General features: G+C 71.2%; 24 protein-coding genes. 17 read left to right on the top strand and 7 right to left on the bottom strand.

The window, feature by feature from the left end:
- Window positions 1–2: 2 nt before the first annotated feature.
- A complete protein-coding gene (locus ABZ848_RS36240) occupies window positions 3–1,772 on the bottom strand; it encodes a multicopper oxidase domain-containing protein (protein ID WP_360838838.1) in 1,770 nt (589 codons plus the stop codon).
- 185 nt (window positions 1,773–1,957) lie between these two features.
- Window positions 1,958–2,641 carry an N-acetylmuramoyl-L-alanine amidase gene (locus ABZ848_RS36235; protein ID WP_360838837.1) on the bottom strand — a complete coding sequence of 228 codons (684 nt, stop codon included), beginning with the start codon at window positions 2,639–2,641 and terminating at the stop codon, window positions 1,958–1,960.
- Window positions 2,642–2,701: 60 nt separating this feature from the next.
- On the opposite strand from ABZ848_RS36235, the gene mnmA reads away from it, so the two are divergent.
- On the top strand, window positions 2,702–3,838 hold the full coding sequence (gene mnmA, locus ABZ848_RS36230; RefSeq protein ID WP_360838835.1) for a tRNA 2-thiouridine(34) synthase MnmA: 1,137 nt from the start codon (window positions 2,702–2,704) through the stop codon (window positions 3,836–3,838).
- A gap of 17 nt (window positions 3,839–3,855) precedes the next feature.
- Here the strand turns inward: mnmA and ABZ848_RS36225 are convergent, their stop codons facing one another.
- Together ABZ848_RS36225 and ABZ848_RS36220 are read right to left on the bottom strand one after the other, a co-directional pair.
- Window positions 3,856–4,641, bottom strand: coding sequence for an alpha/beta hydrolase (locus ABZ848_RS36225; protein ID WP_360838834.1), 786 nt, complete (start codon window positions 4,639–4,641; stop codon window positions 3,856–3,858).
- Window positions 4,642–4,678: 37 nt separating this feature from the next.
- Window positions 4,679–5,002, bottom strand: coding sequence for a DUF427 domain-containing protein (locus tag ABZ848_RS36220; protein ID WP_360838832.1), 324 nt, complete (start codon window positions 5,000–5,002; stop codon window positions 4,679–4,681).
- A 50-nt stretch (window positions 5,003–5,052) separates the two neighbouring features.
- On the opposite strand from ABZ848_RS36220, the gene ABZ848_RS36215 reads away from it, so the two are divergent.
- From ABZ848_RS36215 to gatB, 9 genes are all read left to right on the top strand, one after another.
- Window positions 5,053–5,592 (top strand): TIGR00730 family Rossman fold protein, encoded by a 540-nt coding sequence (locus ABZ848_RS36215; protein ID WP_360838831.1) that lies wholly within the window; start codon window positions 5,053–5,055, stop codon window positions 5,590–5,592.
- A gap of 47 nt (window positions 5,593–5,639) precedes the next feature.
- Entirely contained in the window at window positions 5,640–6,329 is a 690-nt protein-coding gene (locus tag ABZ848_RS36210) for an SDR family oxidoreductase (protein ID WP_360838830.1), read from the top strand.
- Window positions 6,330–6,367: 38 nt separating this feature from the next.
- The gene (locus ABZ848_RS36205) at window positions 6,368–7,324 is read left to right on the top strand and encodes a methionine synthase (RefSeq protein ID WP_360838939.1); all 957 of its coding nucleotides are present in this window, start codon (window positions 6,368–6,370) and stop codon (window positions 7,322–7,324) included.
- Window positions 7,325–7,339: 15 nt separating this feature from the next.
- Entirely contained in the window at window positions 7,340–9,532 is a 2,193-nt protein-coding gene (ligA, locus tag ABZ848_RS36200; protein ID WP_360838829.1) for an NAD-dependent DNA ligase LigA, read from the top strand.
- A gap of 260 nt (window positions 9,533–9,792) precedes the next feature.
- Complete coding sequence (locus ABZ848_RS36195; protein WP_360838828.1) at window positions 9,793–12,033, top strand: bifunctional diguanylate cyclase/phosphodiesterase; 2,241 nt, start codon at window positions 9,793–9,795, stop codon at window positions 12,031–12,033.
- Window positions 12,034–12,219: 186 nt separating this feature from the next.
- Window positions 12,220–12,516: an Asp-tRNA(Asn)/Glu-tRNA(Gln) amidotransferase subunit GatC gene (gatC, locus tag ABZ848_RS36190; RefSeq protein WP_007384860.1), complete on the top strand. Its 297-nt coding sequence runs from the start codon at window positions 12,220–12,222 to the stop codon at window positions 12,514–12,516.
- Window positions 12,517–12,522: 6 nt separating this feature from the next.
- Entirely contained in the window at window positions 12,523–14,019 is a 1,497-nt protein-coding gene (gene gatA / locus ABZ848_RS36185; protein ID WP_360838827.1) for an Asp-tRNA(Asn)/Glu-tRNA(Gln) amidotransferase subunit GatA, read from the top strand.
- Window positions 14,016–14,258 carry a hypothetical protein gene (locus ABZ848_RS36180; RefSeq protein WP_242766457.1) on the top strand — a complete coding sequence of 81 codons (243 nt, stop codon included), beginning with the start codon at window positions 14,016–14,018 and terminating at the stop codon, window positions 14,256–14,258. The genes gatA and ABZ848_RS36180 overlap by 4 nt, the downstream gene beginning before the upstream one ends.
- Before the next feature lie 15 nt (window positions 14,259–14,273).
- A complete protein-coding gene (gene gatB, locus ABZ848_RS36175; RefSeq protein WP_360838825.1) occupies window positions 14,274–15,788 on the top strand; it encodes an Asp-tRNA(Asn)/Glu-tRNA(Gln) amidotransferase subunit GatB in 1,515 nt (504 codons plus the stop codon).
- A gap of 58 nt (window positions 15,789–15,846) precedes the next feature.
- Here gatB and ABZ848_RS36170 read toward each other — a convergent pair whose 3' ends face one another.
- Window positions 15,847–16,656: a methyltransferase domain-containing protein gene (locus ABZ848_RS36170; protein WP_360838824.1), complete on the bottom strand. Its 810-nt coding sequence runs from the start codon at window positions 16,654–16,656 to the stop codon at window positions 15,847–15,849.
- Between the two features lie 186 nt (window positions 16,657–16,842).
- On the opposite strand from ABZ848_RS36170, the gene ABZ848_RS36165 reads away from it, so the two are divergent.
- The 7 genes from ABZ848_RS36165 to ABZ848_RS36135 all read left to right on the top strand — a co-directional run bounded on the left by ABZ848_RS36165 (window position 16,843) and on the right by ABZ848_RS36135 (window position 24,617).
- Window positions 16,843–17,145 (top strand): hypothetical protein, encoded by a 303-nt coding sequence (locus tag ABZ848_RS36165; protein WP_360838822.1) that lies wholly within the window; start codon window positions 16,843–16,845, stop codon window positions 17,143–17,145.
- A 179-nt stretch (window positions 17,146–17,324) separates the two neighbouring features.
- Window positions 17,325–19,553, top strand: coding sequence for an MMPL family transporter (locus tag ABZ848_RS36160; RefSeq protein WP_360838820.1), 2,229 nt, complete (start codon window positions 17,325–17,327; stop codon window positions 19,551–19,553).
- Window positions 19,531–20,103, top strand: a complete 573-nt coding sequence (locus ABZ848_RS36155) for a GNAT family protein (RefSeq protein ID WP_360838818.1) — start codon at window positions 19,531–19,533, stop codon at window positions 20,101–20,103. Before ABZ848_RS36160 ends, ABZ848_RS36155 begins: the two co-directional genes overlap by 23 nt.
- Window positions 20,104–20,174: 71 nt before the next feature.
- Window positions 20,175–20,747: a hypothetical protein gene (locus tag ABZ848_RS36150; protein ID WP_360838817.1), complete on the top strand. Its 573-nt coding sequence runs from the start codon at window positions 20,175–20,177 to the stop codon at window positions 20,745–20,747.
- 196 nt (window positions 20,748–20,943) lie between these two features.
- The gene (locus ABZ848_RS36145; RefSeq protein ID WP_360838816.1) at window positions 20,944–21,111 is read left to right on the top strand and encodes a hypothetical protein; all 168 of its coding nucleotides are present in this window, start codon (window positions 20,944–20,946) and stop codon (window positions 21,109–21,111) included.
- 218 nt (window positions 21,112–21,329) lie between these two features.
- Window positions 21,330–24,377, top strand: coding sequence for an AAA family ATPase (locus ABZ848_RS36140; RefSeq protein WP_360838937.1), 3,048 nt, complete (start codon window positions 21,330–21,332; stop codon window positions 24,375–24,377).
- 30 nt (window positions 24,378–24,407) lie between these two features.
- Window positions 24,408–24,617: a DUF6191 domain-containing protein gene (locus ABZ848_RS36135; RefSeq protein ID WP_360838815.1), complete on the top strand. Its 210-nt coding sequence runs from the start codon at window positions 24,408–24,410 to the stop codon at window positions 24,615–24,617.
- Window positions 24,618–24,623: 6 nt separating this feature from the next.
- Here the strand turns inward: ABZ848_RS36135 and ABZ848_RS36130 are convergent, their stop codons facing one another.
- Entirely contained in the window at window positions 24,624–25,775 is a 1,152-nt protein-coding gene (locus ABZ848_RS36130; RefSeq protein WP_360838935.1) for a PQQ-dependent sugar dehydrogenase, read from the bottom strand.
- A gap of 144 nt (window positions 25,776–25,919) precedes the next feature.
- Window positions 25,920–26,918 (bottom strand): aldo/keto reductase, encoded by a 999-nt coding sequence (locus tag ABZ848_RS36125; RefSeq protein WP_360838814.1) that lies wholly within the window; start codon window positions 26,916–26,918, stop codon window positions 25,920–25,922.
- Window positions 26,919–26,937 lie beyond the last annotated feature (19 nt).

Raw genomic sequence — 26,937 nt, 5'->3', positions numbered from 1 at the left:
GACTAACCGTCCGTCGCGTCGGCGCTCGCGGACGCCGTCGCGGTCGAGTCGTCCGTCGCGTCCGCGGACGCCGACGCGCTCGCACTGGCCGTTGCGGTGGCCGTCGAGTCGGTGCTGTCGGACGTGTCCGTGGTGGTACTGGTCGAACCGTCGTCCGTGATCATGAGGGACGCCATCATTCCCTCGTCCTCGTGCTGCAGAAGGTGGCAGTGCAGCATGTACATGTACGTGTCGTCGGCGAAGTCGGTGAACTCCATCGCGATCACGATGGAACCGCCGCCGACCACCTCGTAGGTGTCGTACCAGCCGAGCTGGACGCCGGTCGGATCCTCTCCGTTGATGGAGATCAACTGGTAGGGGACGTCATGCAGATGGAACGAGTGCTCCAGCTGTGTGCTGTTCTTGATCGTCCAGATCTCCTTGGACCCCAGCGTGGTGCTGATCATGGCCATGGAGTCCATGCTGGTCCCGGCCGAGCCGTTGATCAGCATGGTGGCGCCGGAGTTGCCGAGGGTGATCGTCCGGGCGGTGAAGTCGCTGGTGTCGTACCGGTCGATGGTGTTGAGGGTGCTGGGCAGGTCGTCCGGGGTGTCGGTGCCACTGGCCGTGACCGCGAGGACGTCGAAGGTGCCGGAGCCGCCACGGATCCAGCCGGTGGTGACGACGGCCTGCAGGGTGACGTCGTCGGTGAGGTCCAGGACGAACTCGGCGCGGGCGCCGGCGACCAGGCGGATCGTGGTGACGTCGGCCGCTTCGGCGAGGTAGCCCTGGTCGGTGGCGATCTGGGTCAGGTTGCCGCCGTCGCTGCGCTGGATGGTGATGATGTCCGACGGGGAGGCGTTCAGACAGCGGAACCGGGTCCGGGTCTTGGTGGCGGTGAAGGTGAGGGTCGTGTCGTCGACGTTGGTCCCGTTCAGGAGCAGGGGGAATTCGGTGTCGGACTCGCGGTAGCCGGTCGCGTCGTACTTGATGTCTCCCGTGGTGTCCACGGCGAGGCACTGGAAGATGAGCGGGACGTCGTCCACGCCGTAGTCGCTGGGCAGCGCCGCGGAGGTGTCCGTGTCGTCCTCGACGATGATCATCCCGGCCAGGCCGTGCACGGCCTGCTGGGCGGTGGTGCCCAGGGCGTGCGGGTGGTACCAGAGAGTGGTCGCCGGGTCCTTGACCGTGAAGGTGGGGGACCAGGTCTCGCCGTCGGCGAAGGCGACCTGGGGGCCGCCGTCCATCTTGGGCGGGACGTGGGCGCCGTGGAAGTGCACGGTGGTGTCCGCGCCGATGCTGTTGGTGATGTTGAGCAGGACCACGTCCCCGTTGGTCCACTTCATGGTGGGACCGAGGAAGTCCTGGTTGTAGCCCATCGTGTCGCTGGTGACCCCGGAGAGCACCTCGTGGGTGCCGGTCTTGGCCTCCAAGGTGTACGTGGTGACGCTGTCGGAGGTGGTGCCCTCCAGCAGGTCCGGGATGGTCAGGGTCGCGGTGTTGGTCGCCGCGCCCGCCTTGTTCTTGCTTGCGTCGCTCAGCAGCGAGAAGGCCGCTCCGCCCGCGACGACGGCTCCGATCCCGGCCCCGGCCACGCCACCGAGGAACTGACGCCGGTGCAGGCCCTTGCCCCGGCGCCGTCCCGACTGGTCGGCCTTGCCGTGCTCGCTCTTGGCGGGAGCCGCCTTGCGGTGCCCGCCCTTGTCCTGCCTGTCCTTGCGGTGCCGGTCCTCGCTGCGATCGGGTTCGCTCTCTCTGTCCGCCTCGAAGGCGGGGTCCGTGGTGTGAGTCATGGGGCGGATCGTTGAACCAAGGACTGTGTAAGTACTGGGGCGTAGTTAGGAGGAAGCCGCGCGGGCTGTGAACGAGCCGTGAAACCTGAAGTGCTCCAACTCCCTTGAAGAAAAGCCAAGTTGAGGAAGTCCTGATCGCACGTGGAGCGAGGGACGCAACGGACAGGTCGTCACCCCGGAAGGCTTTACGACTTCGTTGTCGTCTTCGTTGACACCGCGGACCGCACGAGTCGTATATATCTCTCCCAGTCCCAGTAGGGCCCGGGGTCGGTGTGGTCCGTCCCCGGCACCTCCACGTGCCCGATGATGTGCTCCCGGTCCACGGATATCTCGTACCGCGCGCAGATCCCCGCCGTCAGCCGCGCCGAGGCGGCGTACATCGCGTCCGTGAACGAGGACCTGCGCTCCACGAAGCCCTCGTGCTCGATGCCGACGCTGCGTTCGTTGTACTCCCTGTTGCCCGCGTGGAAGGCCACGTCGAGCTCGCGGATCATCTGGGTGACGCGGCCGTCCTTGCGGACGATGTAGTGGGCCGCGGCCCGGTGGCCGGGGTCCTGGAAGACCTTCACCGCGCTCGCGTAACCGCCCTGGGTGACATGGATGACCACCCGGTCTATCGCGTAGTCGTCCGGGCGGTCCGCGCGCCGGTAGTTCGCCGGCGAGGCCGCGATCCAGCGCGCGCCCCGGAAGTCCACCGCGCCCGCCACCCGCGGCCGCTCCACGCCCGGCAGCCGCCACCACAGATGGGCCAGCTCGTCGCGCGCGAGCGCGGCCGTGCCGACGGCCGCCGCCGCGCCGCCGACGATCAGCGCACGGCGCCCGAGCCGCCGGTCGGCATCCCGCTCCGAGTCCCGTTTCGTGTCCCCCATGTGATCGTCAACGGATACTCGTGGGCTCCGGTTCCCGCGGGCCTTTACTCTTGAAGGGCTATGACTGACACCCCGCAGCGCCCCCGCCCCCTTCGCGTACTCGCCGCCATGTCCGGCGGGGTGGACTCCGCCGTCGCCGCCGCCCGCGCCGCGGACGCCGGCCACGACGTGACCGGCGTCCACCTCGCGCTCTCCGCGAACCCGCAATCGTTCCGGACCGGCGCGCGGGGCTGTTGCACCATCGAGGACTCCCACGACGCCCGCCGCGCGGCCGACGTCATCGGCATCCCGTTCTACGTCTGGGACCTCGCCGACCGCTTCAAGGAGGACGTGGTCGACGACTTCGTCGCCGAGTACGAGGCCGGCCGCACCCCGAACCCCTGTCTGCGCTGCAACGAGAAGATCAAGTTCGCCGCCCTGCTCGACAAGGCCCTCGCCCTCGGCTTCGACGCGGTCTGCACCGGCCACTACGCCCAGGTGATCGTGAACGACGACGGCACGCGCGAGCTGCACCGCGCCTCCGACATGGCCAAGGACCAGTCGTACGTCCTCGGCGTCCTGGACGAGCGCCAGCTGGCCCACGCGCTCTTCCCGCTGGGCGACACGGTGACGACCAAGGACGAGATCCGTGCCGAGGCCGAGCGCCGTGGCCTCGCCGTCGCCAAGAAGCCCGACTCGCACGACATCTGCTTCATCGCCGACGGCGACACCCAGGGCTTCCTCGCGAACCGCCTCGGCAAGGCCGAGGGCGACATCGTCGACGAGTCCGGCACCAAGGTCGGCACCCACGAGGGCGCGTACGGCTTCACCATCGGCCAGCGCAAGGGCCTGCGCATCGGCACCCCGGCCCCCGACGGCAAGCCGCGCTACGTCCTGGACATCTCACCGGTGGACAACACGGTGACGGTCGGCCCGGCCGCCGCCCTCGACGTCACCGCCCTCACCGCGATCAAGCCCCGCTGGTGCGGCACGCCCCCCTCGGGCCCCGGCACCTACACCGCCCAGCTCCGCGCCCACGGCGGCGAGACCGAGGTGACCGCCGAACTGATCAACGGCACCCTGGAGGTCACCTTCACGGAGCCGGTCCGCGGAGTGGCCCCCGGCCAGGCGATCGTCCTGTACGACGGCACGCGTGTCCTGGGCTCGGCGACGATCGCGACGACCACGCGCGCGAGGACGACGACTTCGGTCGCCTGACGGGGGCCCGGGCTTCCTCAAGTCGCGCTGAGGAAGAACTCCGCCAGCACCGGCGCGAGGGCGTTCGGATCGACCATGTGGGTCTGCCCTTCCAGCACTTCGTACGTCCCCCGGGGCGCGGTTTCGGCCACGGCGCGGGCGGCCTCGCGCAGCCACTCCGGGCTCGCGCCGCCCGCGACGGACAGCACGGGCACGCCGATGGCGGCCAGCCGCTCGCGCGGCACCAGTCCCCCCGCCATCACCGCGTCGTCGTACGCCAGACTCGGCGCGATCGCCTCCATGCCGGGCCACATGGGGGAGTTGCGGGCGCCCTGGATCATCTCCTCGGCCAGACCCGTGAGCCGCAGGAAGTGCTCGACGGCGTCGCCGGGCCGGCCCTGGGCGAGCGCCGTCGTGAGGTTCTGCGTGTACTCGGCGCGCTCCTTGGCGCCGGTGTCGTCCAGGGCGAACGGCACCTCGTACACGGCGACGGAGCGCAGCGGCAGCCCGCTCGCCGCCGCCTCCAGGACGAGCGCGCCGCCGGACGAGATGCCGTACAGCGAGGCCTCGCCGCCCACCGCGTCGACGAGCGCGGCCAGGTCCTCGACCTCGCGGGCCACCGCGTACGGAGCGGTGTCACCGCTCGCGCCACGGCCCCGGCGGTCGTAGGCGACGACGCTGAAACGGTCCCCGAGGAGCCCCGCGAGGGGCGCCACGGTGGCCCCCGTCGACATGGCCCCGCTCACCAGGATGATCGCGGGGCCCTGACCGGTGCGCTGGTACGCGATGGGGGTGCCGTCGCGCGAAAGGGTCTTCTTGTCCATGTCTGAGGAGACTCCCCCATGGCGGGGATTTAATCGCTCACGACACTTCGACTTCGTAGAAGCAGAGGTGGTCCTTGATCTCCGCGACGTCCGGCTTCGGGTCCGGGTACGCCCACACCAGGTCCGGTGCGTCCGGCAGCGACCAGTAGGACGCCGTGCCCTTGAACGGGCAGTAGGTGTGGGTGTCGGAAGGGCTCAGCAGATCGAGTCGTACGTCCTCGGCGGGTAGGTAGTAACGCACCGGACTGCCCGTCTCCCTGAGCACGAGGGGCCGTTCGCTCTCCGCGAGGATCTGGTCGCCGTGCACCACGCGCACGTGCTGGTCGCCTTGCTCGATGGTGATCGTGTGTCCTTGGGCCATACCGGAAAAGCGTTCGCGGGGCCCCGGTTCTTCCCGCGTACGGTGGCCTCATGCGAATCTGCGTCTTCCTCTCCGCCGCCGACCTCGACGAGCGATACACGCGCCCCGCGCGCGAGTTCGCGAAACTGCTGGGCAAGGGCGGGCACACGCTCGTGTGGGGCGGTTCGGACGTCGGGCTGATGAAGGTGGTCGCGGACGGCGTGCAGGAGGCCGGAGGGCGGCTCGTGGGGGTCTCGGTGGAGTTCCTGGCCGCGAAGGTGCGCCCGGGCGTCGACGAGATGGTGATCGCCAAGGACCTCGCCGAGCGCAAGAAGCTGCTCCTGGAGAAGGCCGACGCCGTGGTGATCATGGTGGGTGGCGCGGGGACGCTCGACGAGGCGACCGAGATCCTGGAGCTGAAGAAGCACGGGCACACGGACAAGCCGGTGGTGCTGCTGAACACCGCGGGCTTCTACGACGGCCTCAAGGAGCAGTTCCGGCGCATGGAGGACGAGGGCTTCCTGCCCGTGCCCCTGACCGAGCTCGTGTTCTTCGCGGAGGAGCCGGTGGGGGCGCTGGCCTACCTGGAGGAGAGCCGGGGAGTCGAGTAGGCGACCTGGGGAGCCGCGCGGGTGCCGGCGGGTGCGAGCATGGCCGCATGGCTACACATGTGATCACCGGAGCCGGCTCCGGCATCGGCGCGGCCGTCGCCCGCCGCCTCCACGCGCGCGGGGACGAACTCGTCCTGCACGCGCGCGACGCGGGCCGCGCCAAGGAGCTGGCCGCGGAGTTCCCCGGCGCCCGGACGCTGGTCGGCGACCTGGCCGACCCCGACAAGCTGTCCTGGGCCTTCTCGCACCAGACGCTGCCGGACCGCGTGGACTCGCTGCTGCACATCGCCGGTGTGGTCGACCTGGGCCCGGTCGGCGAGCTCACCCCGAAGACCTGGCGCCACCAGCTCAACGTCAACCTGATCGCGCCCGCCGAGCTGACGCGCCACTTCCTGCCGCAACTGCGCGCCGCGCGCGGGCACGTGGTCTTCGTCAACTCCGGCGCCGGTCTGAACGCCCACGCCGACTGGTCCGCGTACGCCGCCTCCAAGCACGGCCTCAAGGCCCTCGCGGACTCGCTGCGCCACGAGGAGCACGGCAACGGCGTCCGCGTCACCTCGGTCTACCCGGGGCGCACGGCGAGCCCGATGCAGGCCAAGGTCCACCAGCAGGAGGGCAAGGAGTACGACCCCTCGAAGTGGATCGACCCCGAGTCGGTCGCCACGGCCGTCCTCATGGCCGTCGACCTGCCCAGGGACGCCGAGGTCAACGACCTGACGGTGAGGCCGGGGAAGTGAGCGAGTTCGGCTTCGGCGGCGCCACCGGCGTCGGCTCCATGCCCGGAGGGGACGCCCGGGAGGCCGCGAAGACGGTCACCGGCACCTTCGAGGACTTCCCCTTCCTGCCCGAACTGCCCGCCCGCGGCCCCGGCGCCGACATGATCGGACGCACCGCCGGCATGCTCGTCGAGCTGTACGCGCGCGTGGAGCCCAGCGGCTGGCGGCTCGGCGACCGGCCCGGCCGCGACACCAAGCGCGCCCGCTCCTGGCTCGGCGAGGACCTGGACGCGCTGGAGGAGTTCACGCAGGGGTACGAGGGGCAGCTGAAGGTGCAGGCGGTGGGTCCCTGGACCCTGGCCGCCGCCCTGGAGCTCAGGAACGGCGAGGTCGCCCTCTCCGACCCCGGCGCCTGCCGCGATCTGGCCGGCTCCCTCGCCGAGGGCCTGCGGCTGCACCTCGCGGAGCTGCGGCGCCGCGTGCCCGGCGCCCAGCTGGTCCTCCAGCTCGACGAGCCCTCCCTGACCTCCGTCCTGCGCGGCCAGGTGAAGACGGCCAGCGGCTACCGCACCCACCGTGCCGTCGACCGCCAGGTCGTCGAGGCCGCCCTCCGCGACGTCGTGGGGGTTCACGGCGACGGCCCGGTCGTGGTCCACTCCTGCGCACCGGACGTCCCGTTCGCCCTGCTTCGGCGGGCGGGCGTGGCGGCGATCTCCTTCGACTTCACGCTCCTCACCGAGCGTGACGACGACACGATCGGCGAAGCGGTGGAAGGGGGTACCCGGCTCTTCGCAGGTGTCGTGCCGGGCACGGACGACCGATTGTCAGACCCTGCCGGTAGCGTCATGGGTGTCAGGACGCTGTGGCGCAGGCTGGGGCTGCAACCGGGGCTTCTCGCGGAGGCGGTCACGGTCACGCCGTCGTGCGGACTCGCGGGGGCTTCCCCCGACTACGCGCGCAGGGCACTCGCCCACTGCGTCCGGGCGGCGAGATCCCTCGCGGACAACCCAGAGTAACGGGAGGACAACACGGTGGCCGGCGAAAAGCAAGCGGAGACGACGGTGCCCGCCGAGGCACGGGAGCAGCACGCGCAGCTCGCTGAGCAGATCGAGGAGCACCGCTTCCGGTACTACGTGAACGACGCCCCGGTCATCAGCGACGCGGACTTCGACAAGCTCCTGCGCTCCCTGGAGGCGCTGGAGGAGAAGCACCCCGAGCTGCGGACGCCGGACTCGCCGACCCAGAAGGTCGCGGGGGCGTACGAGACCGAGTTCACGGCGGTCCAGCACCGCTCGCGCATGCTCTCCCTGGACAACGCCTTCAGCGACGAGGAGCTGGCCGCCTGGGCCGAGCGCGTCGCCAAGGACGTCGGCGGGCCCGACTACCACCTCCTGTGCGAGCTCAAGGTCGACGGCCTCGCCGTCAACCTCACCTACGAGCACGGCCGTCTCACCCGCGCGGCGACCCGAGGCGACGGCCGCACCGGTGAGGACATCACCCCAAATGTACGCACAATCAAGGAGATTCCGGACAGGCTGAAGGGTGACAAGGTCCCCGACGTCGTGGAGATCCGCGGCGAGGTCTACTTCCCGATGGAGAAGTTCGAGGAGCTCAACGCCCGCCTGGTGGAGGCCGGCGACAAGCCCTTCGCCAACCCGCGCAACGCTGCGGCGGGTTCACTGCGCCAGAAGGACCCGCGCGTCACCGCGGGCCGCCCCCTCCACATGGTCGTGCACGGCATCGGCGTCCTGGAGGGCTTCGAGGGCCTGACCCGCCTGTCCCAGGGCTACGACCTGCTCAAGACCTGGGGCCTGCCCACCTCCACGCACAACAAGGTGGTCGACGACCTCGACGGCGTAAGGGAGTTCATCGCGTACTACGGCGAGAACCGCCACTCCGTGGCGCACGAGATCGACGGCGTGGTCGTCAAGCTCGACGAGATCCCGCTCCAGGGCCGCCTCGGCTCCACCTCCCGCGCCCCCCGCTGGGCGATCGCGTACAAGTACGCGCCGGAGGAGGTCAACACCAAGCTCATCAACATCCGCGTGGGCGTGGGCCGCACGGGCCGGGTCACTCCGTACGCCCAGGTCGAGCCGGTGACGGTGGCCGGCTCGGAGGTCGAGTTCGCCACCCTGCACAACCAGGACGTCGTCAAGGCGAAGGGCGTCCTGATCGGCGACACGGTCGTGCTGCGCAAGGCCGGTGACGTCATCCCGGAGATCCTCGGCCCGGTCGTCGACCTGCGGGACGGCAGCGAGCGCGAGTTCGTGATGCCGGCCGAGTGCCCCGAGTGCGGTACGGCGCTCCGGCCGATGAAGGAGGGCGACGTCGACCTGCGCTGCCCCAACGCCCGCACCTGCCCGGCCCAGTTGCGCGAGCGCCTGTTCTACCTGGCAGGACGCAAGGCGCTGGACATCGAGCACTTCGGTTACGTCGCCGCGGCCGCCCTGACCAAGCCGCTGGAGCCGGCCGACCCGCCGCTGACCGACGAGGGCGACCTGTTCGACCTCACCGTCGAGCAGCTGCTGCCCATCAAGGCGTACGTCCTCGACCAGGACAGCGGCCTGCCCAAGCGCGACCCGAAGACGGGCGAGGAGAAGGTCGCCACGGTCTTCGCCAACCAGCAGGGCGAGCCGAAGAAGAACGCGCTCGCCATGCTGGAGAACATCGCCGCGGCCAAGGAGCGCCCGCTCGCCCGCGTCCTGACCGGTCTGTCGATCCGTCATGTCGGCCCGGTCGCCGCCGAGGCGCTGGCCCGCGAGTTCCGCTCGATCGAGCGCATCGAGCAGGCCTCGGAGGAGGAGCTGGCCAACACCGACGGGGTCGGCGGGATCATCGCCGCCTCCCTCAAGGAGTGGTTCGCCGAGGAGTGGCACCAGGAGATCCTCCGCAAGTGGCGGGCGGCCGGCGTGCGCATGGAGGAGGAGGGCTCCGGCGAGGACGAAGGCCCGCGCCCGCTCGAGGGGATGACCGTCGTCGTCACCGGCACTCTCGAGCACTTCACGCGCGACGGGGCCAAGGAGGCGCTGCAGAGCCGGGGAGCGAAAGTGACCGGTTCGGTTTCGAAGAAGACCTCTTTCGTTGTCGTGGGTGACAATCCTGGTTCGAAGTACGACAAGGCGATGCAGCTCAAGGTGCCTGTTCTGAACGAGGAAGGGTTCAACGTCCTGCTGGAACAGGGACCCGAAGCGGCGGCCGAAGTGGCACTCCCCACAGAGGAGTAGCGGTTGAAGGTCACCCGATCGGCGCATACCAGATGCATACGGGTGGCCGGGTCGCATTCGGGCAACCGTGGACGACCGCTGCCCGTGGAAGCCTTCTGCGGCCTACTGTTGAGGTGTGCGCCTGCCGTGCCCAGCTGCGGTCGGGGCATCCCCTTGCTCCTGATGAGCAAGGGGAAGGGTTTTCCAACGCGGCCGACGTTGATGGATGTCGGGCATCGGGCCGCGTGGCGTGGGCACCGCCGGCTGTGAGAGGGACGGGAATGGAACCGACCGAGAGCGCCGCCCCTGACTCACGGCTGCGCCGCCTCAGGGTCGCCGGTGCCTGGCGGGCGAGCCGGTGGACCGTGCGGCCCCCGGCGCGTCCGGCCGCCGAGGGGCGGGGCACCGGACAGTACACCGTGACGGACACCCGCGGTGTGCCGCCGCTCACCTCCGGACACAACCACGGCCTGCCCGACGCGGAACACGAACGGCACCTGTCCTGGCCCGCGCTGCCCGCGGCGGTCGTCGGCTCGGCCGCCTTCGTCCTCGGCGCCGGCTTCTACCGCGCCTTCACCGGCACGCACGCGCTCTTCCCGTCCGGCAGCGTCGGCTGGTCCCTCGCGGTCCTCACCGGCATCATCGTCGGCCACCTGGTCATGCTCGGCCGCTCCCGCTGGTGGGGCGGCACCGGCTCCGGCGCCGCCCTCACCCTCGCCGTCCTGCTGCTCTACGGCTGGGTGCCGGCCGGCATGGTCAGCCTCACCGTCGTCGTGCTGGTCGGCATAGCCCGGCGCAACCGCTGGCGGCAGGGCGTCCTGCACGGCGCCGTGGACATCCTCGGCATCGCCGCCGGCGCCCTCGTGCTCGGCGTCTTCGGCCGCGTGCCGTCCGTGGAGAAACCCTGGAACCCGGACGCCTGGACCCTCTACACCGCCCCCGAGGTGGTGCTGGTCGCCGCCGCCTACCTCCTGGTCACCCGCGCCCTGCTCTGGTACCTGCACGCCCCGCGCCACCGCGGCCTGCCCACCGTCGCCCGCACCGCCCTGGTCAGACAGGGCCTGGTCGCGGTCGCGCTGCTCGGCATCGCCCCGCTGGTCTGCGTCGTCGCCGTCGCCCAGCCGGTGCTGCTGCCGCTGTTCTCCATCCCGCTGGTCGCCCTCGACTCCACCCTGTGGATTGCCCGCGCCCGCGCCGAGGAACAGCTGCGCGACCCGCTGACCGGACTGCCCAACCGGCAGTGGCTCCTCGAGCGCATCTGGACCGCGCTGGACGACGCCGAGCGGATCGGCGCCCGCGCCGCCCTGATGCTCATCGACCTGGACCGCTTCCGGTCCGTCAACGACACGCTCGGGCATCTCGCCGGCGACCGGCTGCTGCTGCAGATCGCGGACCGGCTGCGGGCCGCCCTGCCGCGCGGGGCGGAGGCCGCGCGGCTCGGCGGCGACGAGTTCGCCGTGCTGCTGCCGGTCGCCGACTCCACGACGTCCGCGACGCGGGTCGCCCGCGGCCTCGTCGCCGAGCTCAGCTCACCCCTCGACCTGGACGGGCTCACGCTCGTCCTGGAGGCCAGCGCGGGCGTCGCGGTCTTCCCCGACCACGCCCTGGACGCGGAGGGGCTGCTGCGGCGGGCCGATGTCGCGATGTACCAGGCGAAGCGGGACCGTACGGGCGTCGAGGTGTACGAGTCGAAGCGGGACTCGAACACCCCGGACCGGCTGGGGCTCCTCGGCGATCTGCGGCGGGCGCTGGACGCGCACGAGGTGCAGCTGCACTACCAGCCGAAGGTCCGCTTCGACGGACAGGTCGCCGGCCTGGAGGCACTGGTCCGCTGGGTGCATCCCGAGCGGGGGAAGGTGCCGCCGGACGAGTTCATAGCGATCGCCGAGTCGTCGGGGCTGATGCCCCATCTCACCGAGTACGTGCTGGAGACGGCGCTCGGGCAGGTCGCCCGGTGGCGGGCGCAGGGGCTGCATGTGCCGGTCGCGGTCAACGTGTCGCCGCGGGACGTCCACACGCCGGGGTTCGCCGGGTCGGTGGCGGCGCGGCTGGCGCGGCACGGCGTCCCTGCCGGGGCCCTGCAGCTGGAGATAACCGAGCACGTCCTGCTGGAGGATCCGCAGCGGGCGGCCGACACCCTGGCCGGGCTGACCGGGCACGGCGTGAAGATGTCCCTGGACGACTTCGGTACGGGCTATTCGTCGCTGGTGCACCTGCGGCGGCTGCCGGTCAGCGAACTGAAGATCGACCGGTCCTTCGTGGCGCGGCTAGCGGTCGACGCCGAGGACGCGGAGATCGTGCGGTGCACGGTCGACCTGGCGCACTCGCTGGGCCTGCTGGTCGTCGCGGAGGGCGTCGAGGACGACGAGACGTGGGAGCGCTTGCGCGACCTGGGCTGCGACGCCGTACAGGGCTGGCTGGTCGCGGCCGCGATGCCGGCCGAGGAGACGACGGCGTGGCTGCGGGCGCGGGGGTCGCGGGGTTGGCAGCGGCCAAGGGCGGCTTTGCCGGCGGCGGAGTGAACGCCCCCTAGGGGCGCAGGCTGTATCGATCTGCGGTCCGCCGCGCGGGCGCGACGAGCCACAAGGGACCCGCAGCCGCCGAACAACGCAGTCCCGGCACCCCCTCCGAATTCGTTTAACGGCCGGAGGCCCTCGCCCCCTAGGATTGGGCCCAAACCACACACACTCACCCCAGAGGAACGCTGCATGCCTGGCATCACGCGCGAGGAGGTCGCCCACCTCGCCCGGCTGGCGCGTCTGGAGCTGAAGCCCGAAGAGCTCGAACACTTCGCGGGACAGCTGGACGACATCATCGGCGCGGTGGCCCGCGTCAGCGAGGTCGCCGACCAAGACGTACCGCCGACCTCGCACCCGCTCCCGCTGACCAACGTCATGCGGGCGGACGAGGTCCGTCCGTCGCTCACCCCCGAGCAGGCGCTCTCCGGCGCCCCGGCCCAGGAGCAGCAGCGTTTCAAGGTGCCGCAGATCCTGGGGGAGGACTAAGAAGTCATGACGGACAACATCATCAAGCTCACCGCCGCCGAGACCGCCGCGAAGATCGCTTCCGGTGAGCTCACCGCGGTGCAGGTCACCGAGGCCCACCTGGCGCGGATCGAGGCCGTCGACGAGAAGGTGCACGCCTTCCTGCACGTCGACCGCGAGGGCGCCCTCGCCCAGGCCCGTGCCGTCGACGAGAAGCGCGAGCGCGGCGAGAAGCTCGGGCCGCTCGCCGGTGTCCCCCTCGCGCTCAAGGACATCTTCACCACCGAGGGCATCCCGACCACGGTCGGCTCGAAGATCCTCGAAGGCTGGATTCCGCCGTACGACGCGACCCTCACCAAGAAGCTGAAGGCCGCCGACGTCGTCATCCTCGGCAAGACCAACATGGACGAGTTCGCCATGGGGTCCAGCACCGAGAACAGCGCGTACGGGCCCACCGGCAACCCGTGGGACCTCACCCGCATCCCCGGCGGCTCCGGCGGCGGCTCCTCCGCCGCGCTGGCCGCGCACATGGCGCCCCTCGCCATCGGCACCGACACCGGCGGCTCCATCCGCCAGCCGGCCGCCGTCACCGGCACGGTGGGCGTGAAGCCGACGTACGGGGCGGTCTCCCGCTACGGCATGGTCGCCTTCTCCAGCTCCCTCGACCAGGGCGGCCCCTGCGCCCGTACTGTCCTGGACGCGGCCCTCCTGCACGAGGTCATCGCCGGGCACGACCCGCTCGACTCCACGTCGATCGACGCACCGGTCCCGCCGGTCGTCGAGGCCGCCCGCAACGGCAGCGTCGAGGGCATGCGCGTCGGTGTCGTCAAGCAGTTCCGCGGCGAGGGCTACCAGGCCGGTGTCATCCAGCGCTTCGACGAGTCCGTCGCCCTGCTGAAGGACCTCGGCGCCGAGATCGTCGAGCTGGACTGCCCGTCCTTCGACCTGGCGCTCTCCGCGTACTACCTGATCGCGCCCTCCGAGTGCTCCTCCAACCTCGCCCGCTTCGACGGCCTGCGCTACGGCCTGCGGACCGGCGACGACGGCACCCACTCGGCCGAGGAGGTCACCTCCCTCACCCGTGAGGCGGGCTTCGGCCCCGAGGTGAAGCGCCGGATCATGCTCGGCACGTACGCGCTGAGCAGCGGTTACTACGACGCCTACTACGGCAGCGCGCAGAAGGTCCGCACGCTCATCACGCGCGACTTCGAGAAGGCCTTCGAGCAGGTCGACGTCATCGTGTCGCCGACCACGCCGACCACCGCCTTCCCGATCGGCGAGCGCGCCGACGACCCGATGGCGATGTACCTCGCGGACCTCTGCACCATCCCGACCAACCTCGCGGGCAACGCGGCGATGTCGCTCCCGTGCGGTCTGGCGCCCGAGGACAACCTCCCGGTGGGTCTGCAGATCATCGCCCCGGCGCTGAAGGACGACCGTCTTTACAAGGTCGGCGCAGCCGTCGAGGCCGCCTTCGTGGAAAAGTGGGGGCACCCGCTGCTCGAGGAGGCTCCGTCGCTGTGACCAAGGCACTGACCAAGGCCCAGGACTTCAAGAAGTCCAAGTCCGGTACGTACGTGTCCATCGCCACCACCGCCTTCGGCGCGATCGGTGTCGCCAAGAGGATCAAGAAGGCCCGTGCCGAGCAGGACACCCTGCGGCTGATCGACGCCACCGTCTCCGCGGTCGCGATCGTCACCGGCCTCGCCATCCTGTACCGCGAGCTGAAGCGGCTGGGCGACGACGACGTCCTGCTGGGCTGAGAGGGAAGTTTCACCGTGACCACCACGACCGACCTGGTGTCGTACGAGGACGCGCTGGCGTCGTACGACCCCGTCATGGGCCTTGAGGTCCATGTCGAACTCGGCACCAAGACCAAGATGTTCTGCGGCTGTTCGACCGAGCTCGGTCAGGACGCCAACACGCAGACCTGCCCCACCTGCCTCGGCCTGCCCGGCGCGCTCCCGGTCGTCAACGCGATCGGCATCGAGTCGGCGATCAAGATCGGTCTCGCGCTGAACTGCGAGATCGCCGAGTGGTGCCGCTTCGCCCGGAAGAACTACTTCTATCCGGACATGCCGAAGAACTTCCAGACCTCCCAGTACGACGAGCCGATCGCCTTCAACGGCTACCTCGACGTACAGCTGGAGGACGGCGAGACCTTCCGCGTGGAGATCGAGCGCGCCCACATGGAGGAGGACACCGGCAAGTCGACCCACGTGGGCGGCGCGACGGGTCGTATCCACGGCGCGTCCCACTCCCTGCTGGACTACAACCGCGCAGGCATCCCGCTCATCGAGATCGTCACCAAGCCGATCGAGGGCGCGGGCAAGCGCGCTCCCGAGGTCGCGCGGGCGTACGTTCGTGAGCTCCGCGAGGTCATCCGGGCGCTCGGCGTCTCCGAGGCCCGCATGGAGATGGGGCAGATGCGCTGCGACGTGAACCTGTCGCTGCGTCCGAACGGCACCGAGAAGTTCGGCACGCGCTCCGAGACGAAGAACGTCAACTCGCTGCGTTCCGTGGAGCGTGCGGCCCGCTTCGAGATCCAGCGGCATGCCGCGGTGCTCAGCAGCGGCGGGACGATCATCCAGGAGACCCGGCACTTCCACGAGGACACGGGGTCGACGACCTCGGGCCGCGTGAAGGAGGAGGCCGAGGACTACCGGTACTTCCCGGAGCCCGACCTGGTCCCCGTGGCCCCCTCGCGCGAGTGGGTCGAGGAGATCCGCGCCGGACTGCCCGAACTGCCGCTGGCCCGCCGCAACCGGCTGCTCGCCGAGTGGGGCGTCTCCGCCACCGACATGCAGGCGATCCTCAACGCCGGCGCCCTGGACCCGATCGTCGCCACCATCGACGCCGGTGCCGACGCGGCCTCCGCGCGCAAGTGGTGGATGGGCGAACTGGCCCGCAGCGCCAACGAGTCGGGCAAGTCGCTGGACGAGCTGGCCATCACGCCGGTCCAGGTCGCCCGCGTCTCCGAGCTGGTCTCGAAGGGTGACCTGAACGACAAGCTGGCCCGCCAGGTCATCGAGGGCGTCCTCGCGGGCGAAGGCACCCCGGACGAGGTCGTCGACAAGCGCGGTCTGAAGGTCGTCTCCGACGAGGGTGCTCTCGGCGCCGCCGTCGACGAGGCCATCGCCGGCAACCCGGGCATCGCCGACAAGATCCGCTCCGGCAAGGTCGCCGCGGCCGGCGCCCTGGTCGGCGCGGTCATGAAGGCCACCCGCGGCCAGGCCGACGCGGCCCGCGTCAAGGAGCTGATCCTGGAGAAGCTGGGCGTCAGCGAGGGCTGAGCAGCAGCACACGGTACGGCCCCGGAGGGATCCCCTCCGGGGCCGTAACGCTTTCTGCCTACTTCTCCTTACGGCGTCCCACGACGCGTACGAAGCCCAGCGTGCGGCCCTCGTCGGCGCGGACCATCTCGCCGACCCGGCGGGCCATCGTGCGGTGGAACTCCTCCGGGCTCTCGTCGGCGACGATCTCGCACCACAGCAGCCAGTGCTTCCAGCCGTCCGGCTGCCAGTCGGCCGTCTCGACCTCGACGGCGCCGCTGCGGGTCCAGTGGCGGCGCCACCAGTCGGCCGAGTGGAAGCACCAGAAGTCGGGCTCCCACCAGGACTTGAGGTGCTCCGGCGGTTCGGCACCCGTCAGTTCCTCCCGAACCGCCGGCATGACGACGCCGATCCGGCCGCCGGGCTTGAGCAGCCGGGCGAGGGTGGGCAGGTAGAGGTCGGCGGTGCCGAAGTACTGGTACGCGTCGATGCTCACGATCGCGTCGAAGGTGCTCTCCGCGAAGGGCAGGTCGTGCGCCTCGGCGTGGACCGGCTGCACGCGGTCGGCGAAACCGGCCTCGGCGATGCGCCCGGCGTTCTCGTCGGGCTTGACCCACAGGTCGGCCGCGGTGACCTGGGCGTGGAACTCCCGGGCCAGGAAGACCGAGGTCATCGCCCGGCCGCAGCCCAGGTCGAGCACGCGCGCACAGGGGCGCAGGGTGTCCAGGCCGAGGGCGGGGGCCAGCCATTCCAGCAGCCACAGGGCGTTCGGGCCCATCTGGTTGTCGACGGTCCAACGGGCGTCGTACTGGCTGCTGCGCGGGTAGTCCGGGTGCGTCACCCGGTCAGTCAGAGGGTCGTTCGAGGTCCTGGCGGTGATGTCGGACATCGGTGAACGGGCTCCTTGGGATCTTCGTAGTGGAAGTCGATGCGTAGGAGCTCGGTCGGACCTTCAAACAATGCACCCGCTTCGGTCGTCGGCGAGGGGCCGGTGACGGCTGACCAGCGGAAGCTAGCAGTTGTGTGGTCCGGGCCGCAGCCGGTTTCTCAGGAGGACGCGCTAGGCTCGCCCGCCATGAGCGGACGAGATGATTCCGAGATACGGGACGTCGAGGACGTGATGGACACGGCCTACGACGCCCGCCGGGCCCGCTGGACGGCGGCCGGCACGGGAACGCTGCTGACTCTGGCGGGCCTTGCCGCGTCCCTGCTCCGGCTGACCGGGTCGGCCCCGGCCGTGGTGCCGGGCGCCTACGGCTTCGGCGCCGCCATCTGCGCGCTGGCCGCGGTGCTCGGCTCCCGGGGGCGCACCCGGCGGGCACTGTGGCTGCTGATCGTCGGGGTGATGGTGATGGCGCTGGGGGACCAGTTCGACTGATTCGGCCGAGGTGACAGAGTCGCCGTTACTGTCCTGTGATCTGCCTCCCACTCTTGTGAATCGGCGCACGAATGGCGTAAACGATCTTTTCTGCCTGCAAGAGTGTTCTCTCCTTGCTCATGCGTTCTTTGCGGGCTGTTCCCGGTCAAAGATCCATATTTCGCCCCGGGAGCTGGTTCGTGGCAGCCCTTGCACGCTGGTGTGTTCGGCACCGTCTCGTCGCGGTCGCGATGTGGCTTCTCCTGCTCGTCGGGGTCGGCGCGGCCGCCGCTGTCACCGGCTCGGCGTACTCGAACGACTACGAGGCCCCCGGCACCGAGTCCGGCGCCGCCACCAAGCTGCTGCAGCAGGGCTTCCCGGGACTCGGCGGCGACAGCGACACCGTCGTCTGGCACACCGCCTCCGGCAGCGTCCGCGCCGCCGACGTCGAGCAGACGATGACCGACACCCTCGACAAGATCGCGGACCTGCCCGGGGTCGCCTCCGTGAGCAGCCCCTACGACGGTCAGGGCGCCGGCCGGATCAGCGCCGACGGGCACACCGCGTACGCCACCGTCACCTTCGAGGACCGGGCCGAGGACATCGACAAGTCCGAGGCGGAGGCCGTCGTCCGCACCGCCGAAGCCGCCGACGCCGACGGGCTCCAGGTGGAGCTCGGCGGCAGCGCCGTCGCCCTCACCGAGTCGTCCGGCGGGCATGTGGCGGAGATCGTCGGTGTGGTCGTGGCCGCCGCCGTACTGTTCCTGGCCTTCGGCTCGCTCGCCGCCTCCGTGCTGCCCATCGCCACCGCGCTGGTGAGCGTCGGCACCGCCTACGGCGCGATCGTGCTGCTCGGGCACGCCATGACGGTCGCCGACTTCGCGCCCATGCTCGGCATGCTGATCGGGCTCGGCGTCGGCATCGACTACGCCCTGTTCATCGTGACCAGACACCGGCGCGGGCTGAAACGCGGGCTGTCGGTCACCGAGGCCGTCACCAACGCCGTGGCGACGACCGGACGGGCCGTGGTCTTCGCGGGTGCCACCGTTTGCATCGCCCTGCTGGGGATGCTGATCCTGCGGCTCAGCTTCCTGAACGGCGTCGCGATAGCCGCCTCGCTCACGGTCGTCCTGACAGTCGCCGCCTCCGTGACGCTGCTGCCCGCCCTGCTGTCCTTCATCGGCATGCGCGCCCTCAGCCGGCGCGAGCGGCGACGGCTGGACGAGCACGGGCCGCAGCCCGAGCTGCCGACCGGGTTCGCGCACCGCTGGTCGGCGTTCGTGGAGCGCCACCCCAAGGTGCTCGGCGTCGTCGCGCTGGTCGTGATGACCGTCCTCGCGCTGCCCACGCTCTCCCTCCACCTGGGCACCTCCGACCAGGGCAACGACCCCAAGTCGTCCACCACCCGGCAGGCCTACGACCTCCTCGCCGACGGCTTCGGACCCGGCGTCAACGGGCCGCTGACGGTGGTGACGCGCGTCGACGGCGCCGAGGACAAGCTCGCCCTCGACAACCTCGACGCCACCATCCGCACCACCGAGGGCGTCGCCTCGGTGACCCCGGTGACCTACGACACCGGCGGCGACACCGCGTACTTCACGATCGTCCCGACCTCCGAACCCCAGTCGCAGAAGACCAGCGACCTCGTCGACCGGCTGCGCACCGAGGTGCTGGCGCGCGCCGAGACCGGCACCTCCCTCGACCTGAAGGTCGGCGGTGTGACGGCGTCGTACGACGACTTCGCGGACGTCATCGTCGGCAAGCTGCCCCTGTTCGTCGGGGTCGTCATCGGCCTCGGCTGTCTGCTCCTGCTGCTGGCCTTCCGGTCCATCGGCATCCCGGTCAAGGCCGCCGCGATGAACGTGGCCGCGGTCGCCGCCGCCTTCGGCGTCGTCGTCGCGATGTTCCAGTGGGGCTGGGGCAGCGAACTGCTGGGCCTCGGCCGCGCGGGCCCGATCGAGCCCTTCCTGCCCGTGATCATGGTCTCGGTCCTCTTCGGCCTCTCCATGGACTACCAGGTGTTCCTGGTCAGCCGGATGTACGAGGAGTGGCTGGAGACCGGCGACAACCGGCGCGCCGTACGCGTCGGCCTCGCCGAAACGAGCCGGGTGATCAACTCGGCGGCCGTGATCATGATCTCGGTCTTCCTCGCCTTCGTGCTCAGCGGCGACCGCGTGATCGCCATGTTCGGCATCGCGCTCGCCTCCGCCGTCGCCCTGGACGCCTTCGTGCTCCGTACGCTCCTCGTCCCGGCCCTCATGCACATGCTCGGCGGCGCCAACTGGTGGCTGCCCCGCTGGCTCGACACCCGTCTGCCCCGCATCAGCATCGAGCCGCCCGAGTGCCGTGCCGCCCATGAGAGGCTCACTGACGTCGTGGCGGAACTGGAGAAGGAGCAGCGGGGCGATGTACGCGATATCCCTGGGTGACGACGGGGCCGAACTGCGGCCGCTGGAGCCCTGGCACGCCGAGGAGTTCCTGGCGAACCTGGAGCGCGGGCGCGAGTTCATCGGGCAGTTCATCCCGTTCGGGCAAGGGGCCGTGGACGTGCCCTCCGCACGCGAGACGCTCCAGCGGTACGCCGACATGCGCGCCGCCGACACCGGCTCCTACCACGGCATCTGGCTGGACGGGAAGCTCGTCGGCGGCGTCCTCACGCTGAACTTCGACGCGGCCGCGGGCAACGCGGAGGTCGGCTGCTGGCTGGAGCCCGCCGCGGCGGGTCGCGGACTGATAACGCGCGCGATGCGATTCCTCATCGACTGGGCCGTCGAGGAACGCGGCATCCACCGCGTCGAATGGATCGCTGCCTCGGGGAACGTGCCCAGCCTGAACGTGGCCCGGAGGCTCGGATTCAGCCGCGATGGCGTACACCGCGAGGCATACCCCTATGGTGGGGTGCGGCACGACTCGGAGGTGTGGTCGATTCTGGCCCCGGAGTGGCGTGAAGCACGCGGGCGTGCCGCGAACAACCAATAGGCAGAGGGCTCTGTGGACCGCTCCGGCGAACACTCAGAGACCTCTCATCCAGCGTCCGTACGGTGCGAGGTATGGGAACCACCAAGACTGATGACGAGGCCGTGACCGAGGCCACCGAAGTGAAGCCCGACGAGGAGACGGTGGACACCACCGCAGCCGAGACCGAGGAGGAGGCGTCCGTCGAGGCCGACCTTGTCGAGGACGACCTCGTCGAGGGCGGTTCCGAGGGCGACGAGGAAGGCCCCACCGGCGTCGGCCAGGGCGCGGCAGCGGTCGTCTCCGCCGCGCTCGGGTTCGTCTCGCTCAGCGGCAGCTGGGTCGGCACCATCGCCTCCGCCCGCCAGGAGCTCAAGGGCCAGCTGGAGTCGCAGACCTCCTCGTCCGCGAGCATCGCCAAGCTGCTCGACCAGGGGTACTACCAGGCGTGGCACGCCACCGCCCTGTGGGCCGGCGTGTTCGCGCTGCTCGCCCTGGTCGTCGGCGCCGTCGTGCTGATCCGTCCCGCGTTCGGCGCTCCCGGCAAGCCGCAGCCCGCCTGGATCAAGTCCGTCTCCTGGGGCGGTGTCGCCCTCGGTGTCATCGGCCTGCTCCTGGCCGTCCTCAAGTACACCGACGTCCTGCTCGGAACGGTCTCCAGCAGCTGAATCACCGCAGGTCACGAGGGGCCTTAGGGCATCCGTAAGCACCTTACGGAGCCCATGAGGCCCCTCCGGCGCGTCTAAGGCCCCCCGCACCCCCGAAGATGCGGAACTCTCCCGATGTGGCGCACCCCCCTGGGAGACGAAGGTTGAGGCATCGCAGAAAGCGACACCGGAAACCGACTCTCACGAGGGACACACCATGTACGAGTACGAGATCTCGCAGATCCGTTCCGCCGAGCTCATCCGCCGGGCCGAGCAGGAGCGCATGGCCCGCGAGGCCTCCCGCACCCGCCGGGCAGCCCGCCACGAAGCCGAGAAGGAGTCCCATACTCCGCGCCTTCGCCGGCTGCGGTCCCGCACCGCATGAGCGCCCGGCTCAGGGAGGACGGCCCCACGGGGGAGGGCCGTCCTCAAGAACACGACAGCCGTACGACCACACGATCCCCGACTCCGCCCCTGCCGCACCTGCCCGCGGTGGGGGCGGCCGTGTACGCGGGGGCCGGAAGCGCCCTCGCGAGCACCGGCGCCGCTCGCACGACTCTTCTCCCGGCGAAAACGAGTGCCGCACTGTCCGACCCGCGTGCGATGCTCGGGCTCGTGGAGACCAAGTCCGTCAGTCCCGTGTTCGTCGGCCGAAGCGAGGAGCTGGCCACTCTGAACGAGGCGCTCGCGCGGGCCGCCGCGGGCGAGCCCCAGGCCCTGCTGATCGGCGGCGAGGCCGGCGTCGGCAAGACCCGGCTGGTCGAGGAGTTCGCCACCGCGGCCTGCCGCGAGGGTGCCGTCGTCGCGCTCGGCGGCTGCGTCGAGATCGGCGCCGACGGCCTGCCCTTCGCCCCCTTCTCCACCGCCCTGCGCGCCCTGCGCCGCGAACTGCCCGACGAGCTCGCCGCCGCGGCCGCCGGACAGGAGGAGGAGCTGACCAGGCTGCTCCCGGAGATCGGCGACACGTTCACCGCCCAAGGGGCCGGCCGGCACGACGAAGAGGGCATGGCCCGGCTCTTCGAGCTCACCGCCCGCGTCCTGGAGCGCGTCGCCGCCGACCGCACCGTCGTCGTCGCCCTGGAGGACCTGCACTGGGCCGACGCCTCCACCCGCCACCTCCTGGCCTACCTCTTCCGCACCCTGCGCACCGGCCGCCTCGTCGTCCTCGCCACCTACCGCGCCGACGACATCCACCGCCGCCACCCGCTGCGCCCCCTGCTCGCCGAACTCGACCGCCTGCGCACCGTCCGCCGCATCGAGCTCGCCCGCTTCAACCGCGAGGAGGTCGGCCGCCAGATAGCCGGCATCCTCGCCGCCGAACCGGACCCCGGCCAGGTCGACGACATCTTCGAACGCTCCGACGGCAACGCCTTCTTCGTCGAGGAACTCGCCGTCTGCGCCACCGAGGGCTGCCGCGCCGGCCTCACCGACTCCCTGCGCGACCTGCTCCTGGTCCGCGTCGAGGGGATGCCCGAGAGCGCCCAGCGGGTCGCCCGGATCGTCGCCGAGGGCGGCTCCACCGTCGAGTACCGGCTGCTCGCCGGCGTCGCCCGGCTCGCCGAGGACGACCTCATCGAGGCGCTGCGGGCCGCGGTGAACGCCAACATCCTGCTCCCCACCCCGGCCGGCGACGGCTACCGCTTCCGCCACTCCCTGGTCCGCGAGGCCGTCGGCGACGACCTGCTGCCCGGCGAGCGCTCCCGCCTCAACCGCCGCTACGCCGAGGCCCTGGAGGCGGACCCCACGCTGGTCCCCGCCGACGAGCGCGTCATGCGCCTGGCCAGCTACTGGTACCACGCCCACGACCCGGCCAAGGCCCTGCCCGCCGTCCTCGACGCCTCCGTCGAAGCCCGCCGCCGCCATGCCTACAGCGAACAACTCCGGCTCCTGGAACGGGCGATGGAGCTGTGGGACACCGCCCCCGAGACCGTCCGGGACGAACTGCGCCCCATCGACTACACCGAGGTCTACCCGCCCTGCGGCTGCGACCCCGCCACCACCCCGCTGCGCTACCTCGACCTCATGGCCGAGGCCGCCGTCGCCGGCCGGCTGTCCGGGGAACGCGAACGAGCCCTGAAGATCACCAAGCGCGCCCTGCACCTCCTGGAGGACGAGGGCGACCCCCTGCGCGCCGCCTGGTTCTGGGTCCAGCGCTCCCGCCTGGTGCAGGCCCAGGCCCGCGGCGACGGCTGGAAGGAACTGGGCACCGCGCAGGAGCTGGTACGCGGCCTGCCGCCCTCCGAGGTGCACGCCGAGGTCCTCGCCAACGTCGCCAACTGGTCCATGCTCCACGAACCCGGCCCCGAGGCCCTGTCGGCCGCCGAGCGGGCCGTGGAGTACGCGCGCATGGTCGGCGCCCGCGAGATCGAACTGAACGCCCGCCTCACCCTCGGCGGCCTCATCGTCGACGCGGGCGACCTCGACGCGGGCCTCGCGGAGATGTACGAGGTGAAGCAGCGGGCCCTGGAGGAAGGCGTCGCCTACGTCGCCGGCCGGGCCTATGTGAACCTGCCCTCCGAACTCGAAGGGGTCGGCCGGGCCGCCGAAGCCGTGACACTCCTGGAGGAGGGCATCCCCTTCACCCGGCGCTTCGGTCTCCTCGACACCGAGGCCTGGGTGTGGGCGAACCTCTCCAAGTCCCTCTACTTCCTGGGCCGCTGGGACGAGTCCGCCGACGCCGCCAGGAACGCCCTGCGGGTGGGCCACAGCGCGAAACCGCAGGGCGCCGGCGCCCTCTGCCTGGCCCATCTCGCCCTGGGCCGGGGCGACCTGACCGAGGCCGCCCGCCAACTGACCGCCGCCCGCGACTATCTCGGCACCCACGACACCATGCCCCAGCAGTCCTTGCCCCTGGCCCGCATCGCGATCGGCGTGGCGGCCGGCGAGGGCCGCCTGGTGGACGTCCGCACCGAGGTCGCCGGCTCCCTGGCCGCCGGCTTCCCGCCCGGCACGGCCCGCTACGGCTGGCCGCTGCTCCTCGCCGCCGCCACCGCCGAGGCCGACGCCCGCGCGCTGCCCGTCGCCGGACCTGGCCGGGCCGAGGCACTCGCCCGCATCCTGGAGGCCGCCAAGAAGGTCACCACCGGCGCCCCCGTCTGGCTAGCCCACGAACGGTGGGTCCGCGCCGAACTCGCCCGCGCCGAGGGCCAGGACACCGCCGACACCTGGTCCGACGTGGTCACCGCCTTCGAATGCCTGGACCGCCCCTACGACCTCGCCCGCGTCCGCCACCGCCTCGCCGAGGCCCTGCTCACAGCGTCCGCCGGCGACGACGAGCGCGACCGCGCCCGGGAACTGCTCCGCCTCGCCCACGCCGTCGCCGAGCACCTCGGCGCCTGCCCGCTCGCCGACTCCGTCGCCCTGCTCGCCCAGCGCGCCCGCCTCGCCCTGACCCGCGTCCCGGACCAGCGGCCCGCCGACCCGGCCGAGGCCCTCGGCCTCACCAGCCGGGAGCGGGACGTGCTGCGCCTGGTCGCCGCCGGCCGCACCAACCGCCAGATCGCCGAGGAACTCTTCATCTCCCCGAAGACGGCGAGCGTCCATGTGTCGAACATTCTGGGCAAGCTCGGCGTCTCAGGAAGGGGAGAGGCGGCGGCGGTGGCCCACCGGCTCGGCCTGTTCACCGTCGACGCCCTCGGCCCGGCACGGTAGGGGACCTACAGGGGAGGCACCGTGTTCAACATGTTCGAGGAGCTCTTCGCACCGGGCCGCAAGCACACCCACGAGGAGAAGAAGCGCCTGGAGCTGACCCGCGAGGACGTGGGGGACAACGACCCCGGGCGTGGGCCGATAGACCTGGAGTCCGGGAAGGTCGTGGTACGCCGGCCGAAGCCGAGCGAGTCCGACGCCGACCCGGACGCCACCAGCGAGCCGGACGCCAGCGAGGACTGACGGGCCCTACGTCACCTCCAGCTCCAGGATCCGGTCGTCCCCGCTCTTCGGTGTGCCCCTGCCGTCCGTGTTGCTGGTCGTCACCCACAGCTTGTCGCCGCCCGCCGAGACCACCGTGCGCAGGCGGCCGTACTTGCCCTCCAGGAAGGCCTGCGGGGCCGCCGAGGCCACCGTGCCCTTCAGGGGGATGCGCCACAGGCGCTGGCCCTTGAGGCCCGCCATCCATATGGAGCCCTCGGCGTACGCGATGCCGCTGGGGGAGGCGTCGTCCGTGTGCCACTGGGCTATCGGGTTGTGGTATTTGGCGTCCGAGGACTTGCCCTCGGCGTCCGGCCAGCCGTAGTTGTCGCCCGGCTTGATCGCGTTCAGCTCGTCCCAGGTGTCCTGGCCGAACTCCGAGGCGAACAGGCGCTGTTTGGAGTCCCAGGCCAGGCCCTGCACATTGCGGTGGCCGTAGGTGTAGACCGGGGAGTCAGGGAACGGGTTGCCCGGGGCCGGCTCGCCCTCCGGGGTCATGCGGAGGATCTTGCCGCCGAGGGACTTCTTGTCCTGGGCCAGGCCGCGGTCACCGCTCTCGCCCGTGCCCGCGTAGAGCATCTTGTCCGGGCCGAAGGCGATCCGGCCGCCGTTGTGGATATAGCCCTTGGGGATGCCCTTGAAGATCGTGTCCGGTGCGCCGAGCTGCTCGCCGGCCGGCTTCTTCGGGTCGTACAGCATGCGGACGATGCGGTTGTCCGAGGCCGAGGTGAAGTACGCGTAGATCATGTGGTCCGAGGCGTAGTCCGGGGAGAGGGCGAGGCCGAGGAGGCCGCCCTCGCCGGCCGCGGAGACGCCGGACACCTTGCCGAGCTCGGTCTTCCTGCCGGTCTTCACGTCGACCTTGGTGATCGTCCCCTGGTCCCTGGAGGCGACGAGCAGGGCGCTGTCGTCGGGGAGCGGGGCGATGCCCCAGGGGGTGTTCAGCCCCGTGGTGACCGTGCGCAGCACCTTCACCGAGCCCTTGGCGGGCGGGGCCTGCTCGGCCGCCTGCTCCGAGGGCGAGGAGGCCGCCGTCGTACTGCCCGGTGGTGTGCTGCCCTCGTCGCCCGGTGATCCTCCTCCGTCGGAGGAGCAGCCGGCCGTCAGCAGGAGGGCGGTCGCGGCCAGTACGGCCGGCACAGCTCGTCGTAGCACGGTCTTGGTCCCTTCGGCGCGGCGGTCCAGCGGCAGGTTCTACTTGTCTTACACCGCTCGCGCCGCGCAGGTTCCCGATCTCCGGACCCCGAATCCCGAATCCCGGGCCCCACGGTCACGGGTTCGCTCTCAGTCCCAGGATCCCCGTGCGCCCGGCAGGTCCGCCACCTCGGCCAGTTCCTCGGCCGTCAGGGACAGGTCGGCCGCCGCCGCGTTCTCGGCCGCCCAGCGCCCCTGCTTGGTGCCCGGCACCGGGACCACGTGCCGGCCCTGCGCCAGGACCCAGGCGAGCGCGACCTGGGCGGGTGTGACGTCCTCGCCGTGCCGGCGGGCGATGCGGCGCAGGCCCGCGACGATGGGCTGGTTCGCGGCCATCATCTCCGCGGTGAAGCGGGGGTGGCGGGCGCGCAGGTCGTCCGGTTCGAAGCCCTCGCCGGGGGTGAGGGTGCCGGTCAGGAAGCCGTTGCCGAGCGGCATCGCGGCCAGGAAGCCGACGCCGCGGGCCTCGCACCACGGCAGCAGCGTCTCCAGTGCCTCGGGCGACCACACCGACAGCTCGGCCTCGACCGCGCTCACCGGGAACACCTGCTGAACACGCCGGAGCTGCTTGATCGTCGCGTCGTGCAGCCGCCCGCCCGAGCGGCGCCCGCCGCGCGCGCCCACCGCGCACAGCCCCAACGCCCGTACCTTTCCGGCCTGTACGAGCTCCGCCATCGCGCCCCACGTCTCCTCGACGGGGACCTCCGGGTCCGCCCGGTGCAGCTGGTAGAGGTCGATGACGTCGGTCTGCAGGCGGCGCAGTGAGGCGTCGCAGGCGCGCTTCACATAGCCGGGGCGGCCGTTGGCCACGATGTGCTGTTCGCCGACCAGCAGGCCCACCTTCGTCGACACGAAGGCGTCCGCGCGCCGCTCCTTCAACACCCGCCCCACCAGCAGCTCGTTGGTGAACGGGCCGTACATGTCGGCCGTGTCGAGGAGCGTCGAGCCCGCGTCCAGTGCCCGGTGCACCGCCCTGAGCGACTCCTCGCCCCGCTGCCGCGACCCGCTGTACGCCCAGCTCATCGGCATGCACCCGAGGCCGACGGCCCCCACCGCGAGTGCCCTCGCGCCGATCGTCCTGCGCTCCACCTGCCCGTGACCCTCCCTC

Origin of the sequence: Streptomyces sp. NPDC047081 (assembly GCF_040643775.1) — a bacterium.
Classification (GTDB): Bacteria; Actinomycetota; Actinomycetes; order Streptomycetales; family Streptomycetaceae; genus Streptomyces.
The sequence above is the reverse complement of the archived record's forward strand: the minus strand, read 5'-3'. Positions and strand labels throughout refer to the sequence as shown.

Excerpts from the sequence above, each read along its gene's own strand:
- ABZ848_RS36150 (WP_360838817.1), top strand. The coding sequence starts at position 20,175 with ATGGGAACCACCAAGACTGATGACGAGGCCGTGACCGAGGCCACCGAA.
- ABZ848_RS36145 (WP_360838816.1), top strand. The coding sequence starts at position 20,944 with ATGTACGAGTACGAGATCTCGCAGATCCGTTCCGCCGAGCTCATCCGC.
- ABZ848_RS36135 (WP_360838815.1), top strand. The coding sequence starts at position 24,408 with ATGTTCGAGGAGCTCTTCGCACCGGGCCGCAAGCACACCCACGAGGAG.
- ABZ848_RS36165 (WP_360838822.1), top strand. The coding sequence starts at position 16,843 with ATGAGCGGACGAGATGATTCCGAGATACGGGACGTCGAGGACGTGATG.
- ABZ848_RS36220 (WP_360838832.1), bottom strand. The coding sequence starts at position 5,002 with ATGGCCCAAGGACACACGATCACCATCGAGCAAGGCGACCAGCACGTG.
- ABZ848_RS36210 (WP_360838830.1), top strand. The coding sequence starts at position 5,640 with ATGGCTACACATGTGATCACCGGAGCCGGCTCCGGCATCGGCGCGGCC.
- ABZ848_RS36170 (WP_360838824.1), bottom strand. The coding sequence starts at position 16,656 with ATGTCCGACATCACCGCCAGGACCTCGAACGACCCTCTGACTGACCGG.
- ABZ848_RS36195 (WP_360838828.1), top strand. The coding sequence starts at position 9,793 with ATGGAACCGACCGAGAGCGCCGCCCCTGACTCACGGCTGCGCCGCCTC.
- gatC (WP_007384860.1), top strand. The coding sequence starts at position 12,220 with ATGCCTGGCATCACGCGCGAGGAGGTCGCCCACCTCGCCCGGCTGGCG.
- ABZ848_RS36215 (WP_360838831.1), top strand. The coding sequence starts at position 5,053 with ATGCGAATCTGCGTCTTCCTCTCCGCCGCCGACCTCGACGAGCGATAC.
- ABZ848_RS36235 (WP_360838837.1), bottom strand. The coding sequence starts at position 2,641 with ATGGGGGACACGAAACGGGACTCGGAGCGGGATGCCGACCGGCGGCTC.
- gatA (WP_360838827.1), top strand. The coding sequence starts at position 12,523 with ATGACGGACAACATCATCAAGCTCACCGCCGCCGAGACCGCCGCGAAG.
- ABZ848_RS36205 (WP_360838939.1), top strand. The coding sequence starts at position 6,368 with ATGCCCGGAGGGGACGCCCGGGAGGCCGCGAAGACGGTCACCGGCACC.
- ABZ848_RS36240 (WP_360838838.1), bottom strand. The coding sequence starts at position 1,772 with ATGACTCACACCACGGACCCCGCCTTCGAGGCGGACAGAGAGAGCGAA.
- ABZ848_RS36140 (WP_360838937.1), top strand. The coding sequence starts at position 21,330 with ATGCTCGGGCTCGTGGAGACCAAGTCCGTCAGTCCCGTGTTCGTCGGC.
- ABZ848_RS36155 (WP_360838818.1), top strand. The coding sequence starts at position 19,531 with ATGTACGCGATATCCCTGGGTGACGACGGGGCCGAACTGCGGCCGCTG.
- ABZ848_RS36225 (WP_360838834.1), bottom strand. The coding sequence starts at position 4,641 with ATGGACAAGAAGACCCTTTCGCGCGACGGCACCCCCATCGCGTACCAG.
- mnmA (WP_360838835.1), top strand. The coding sequence starts at position 2,702 with ATGACTGACACCCCGCAGCGCCCCCGCCCCCTTCGCGTACTCGCCGCC.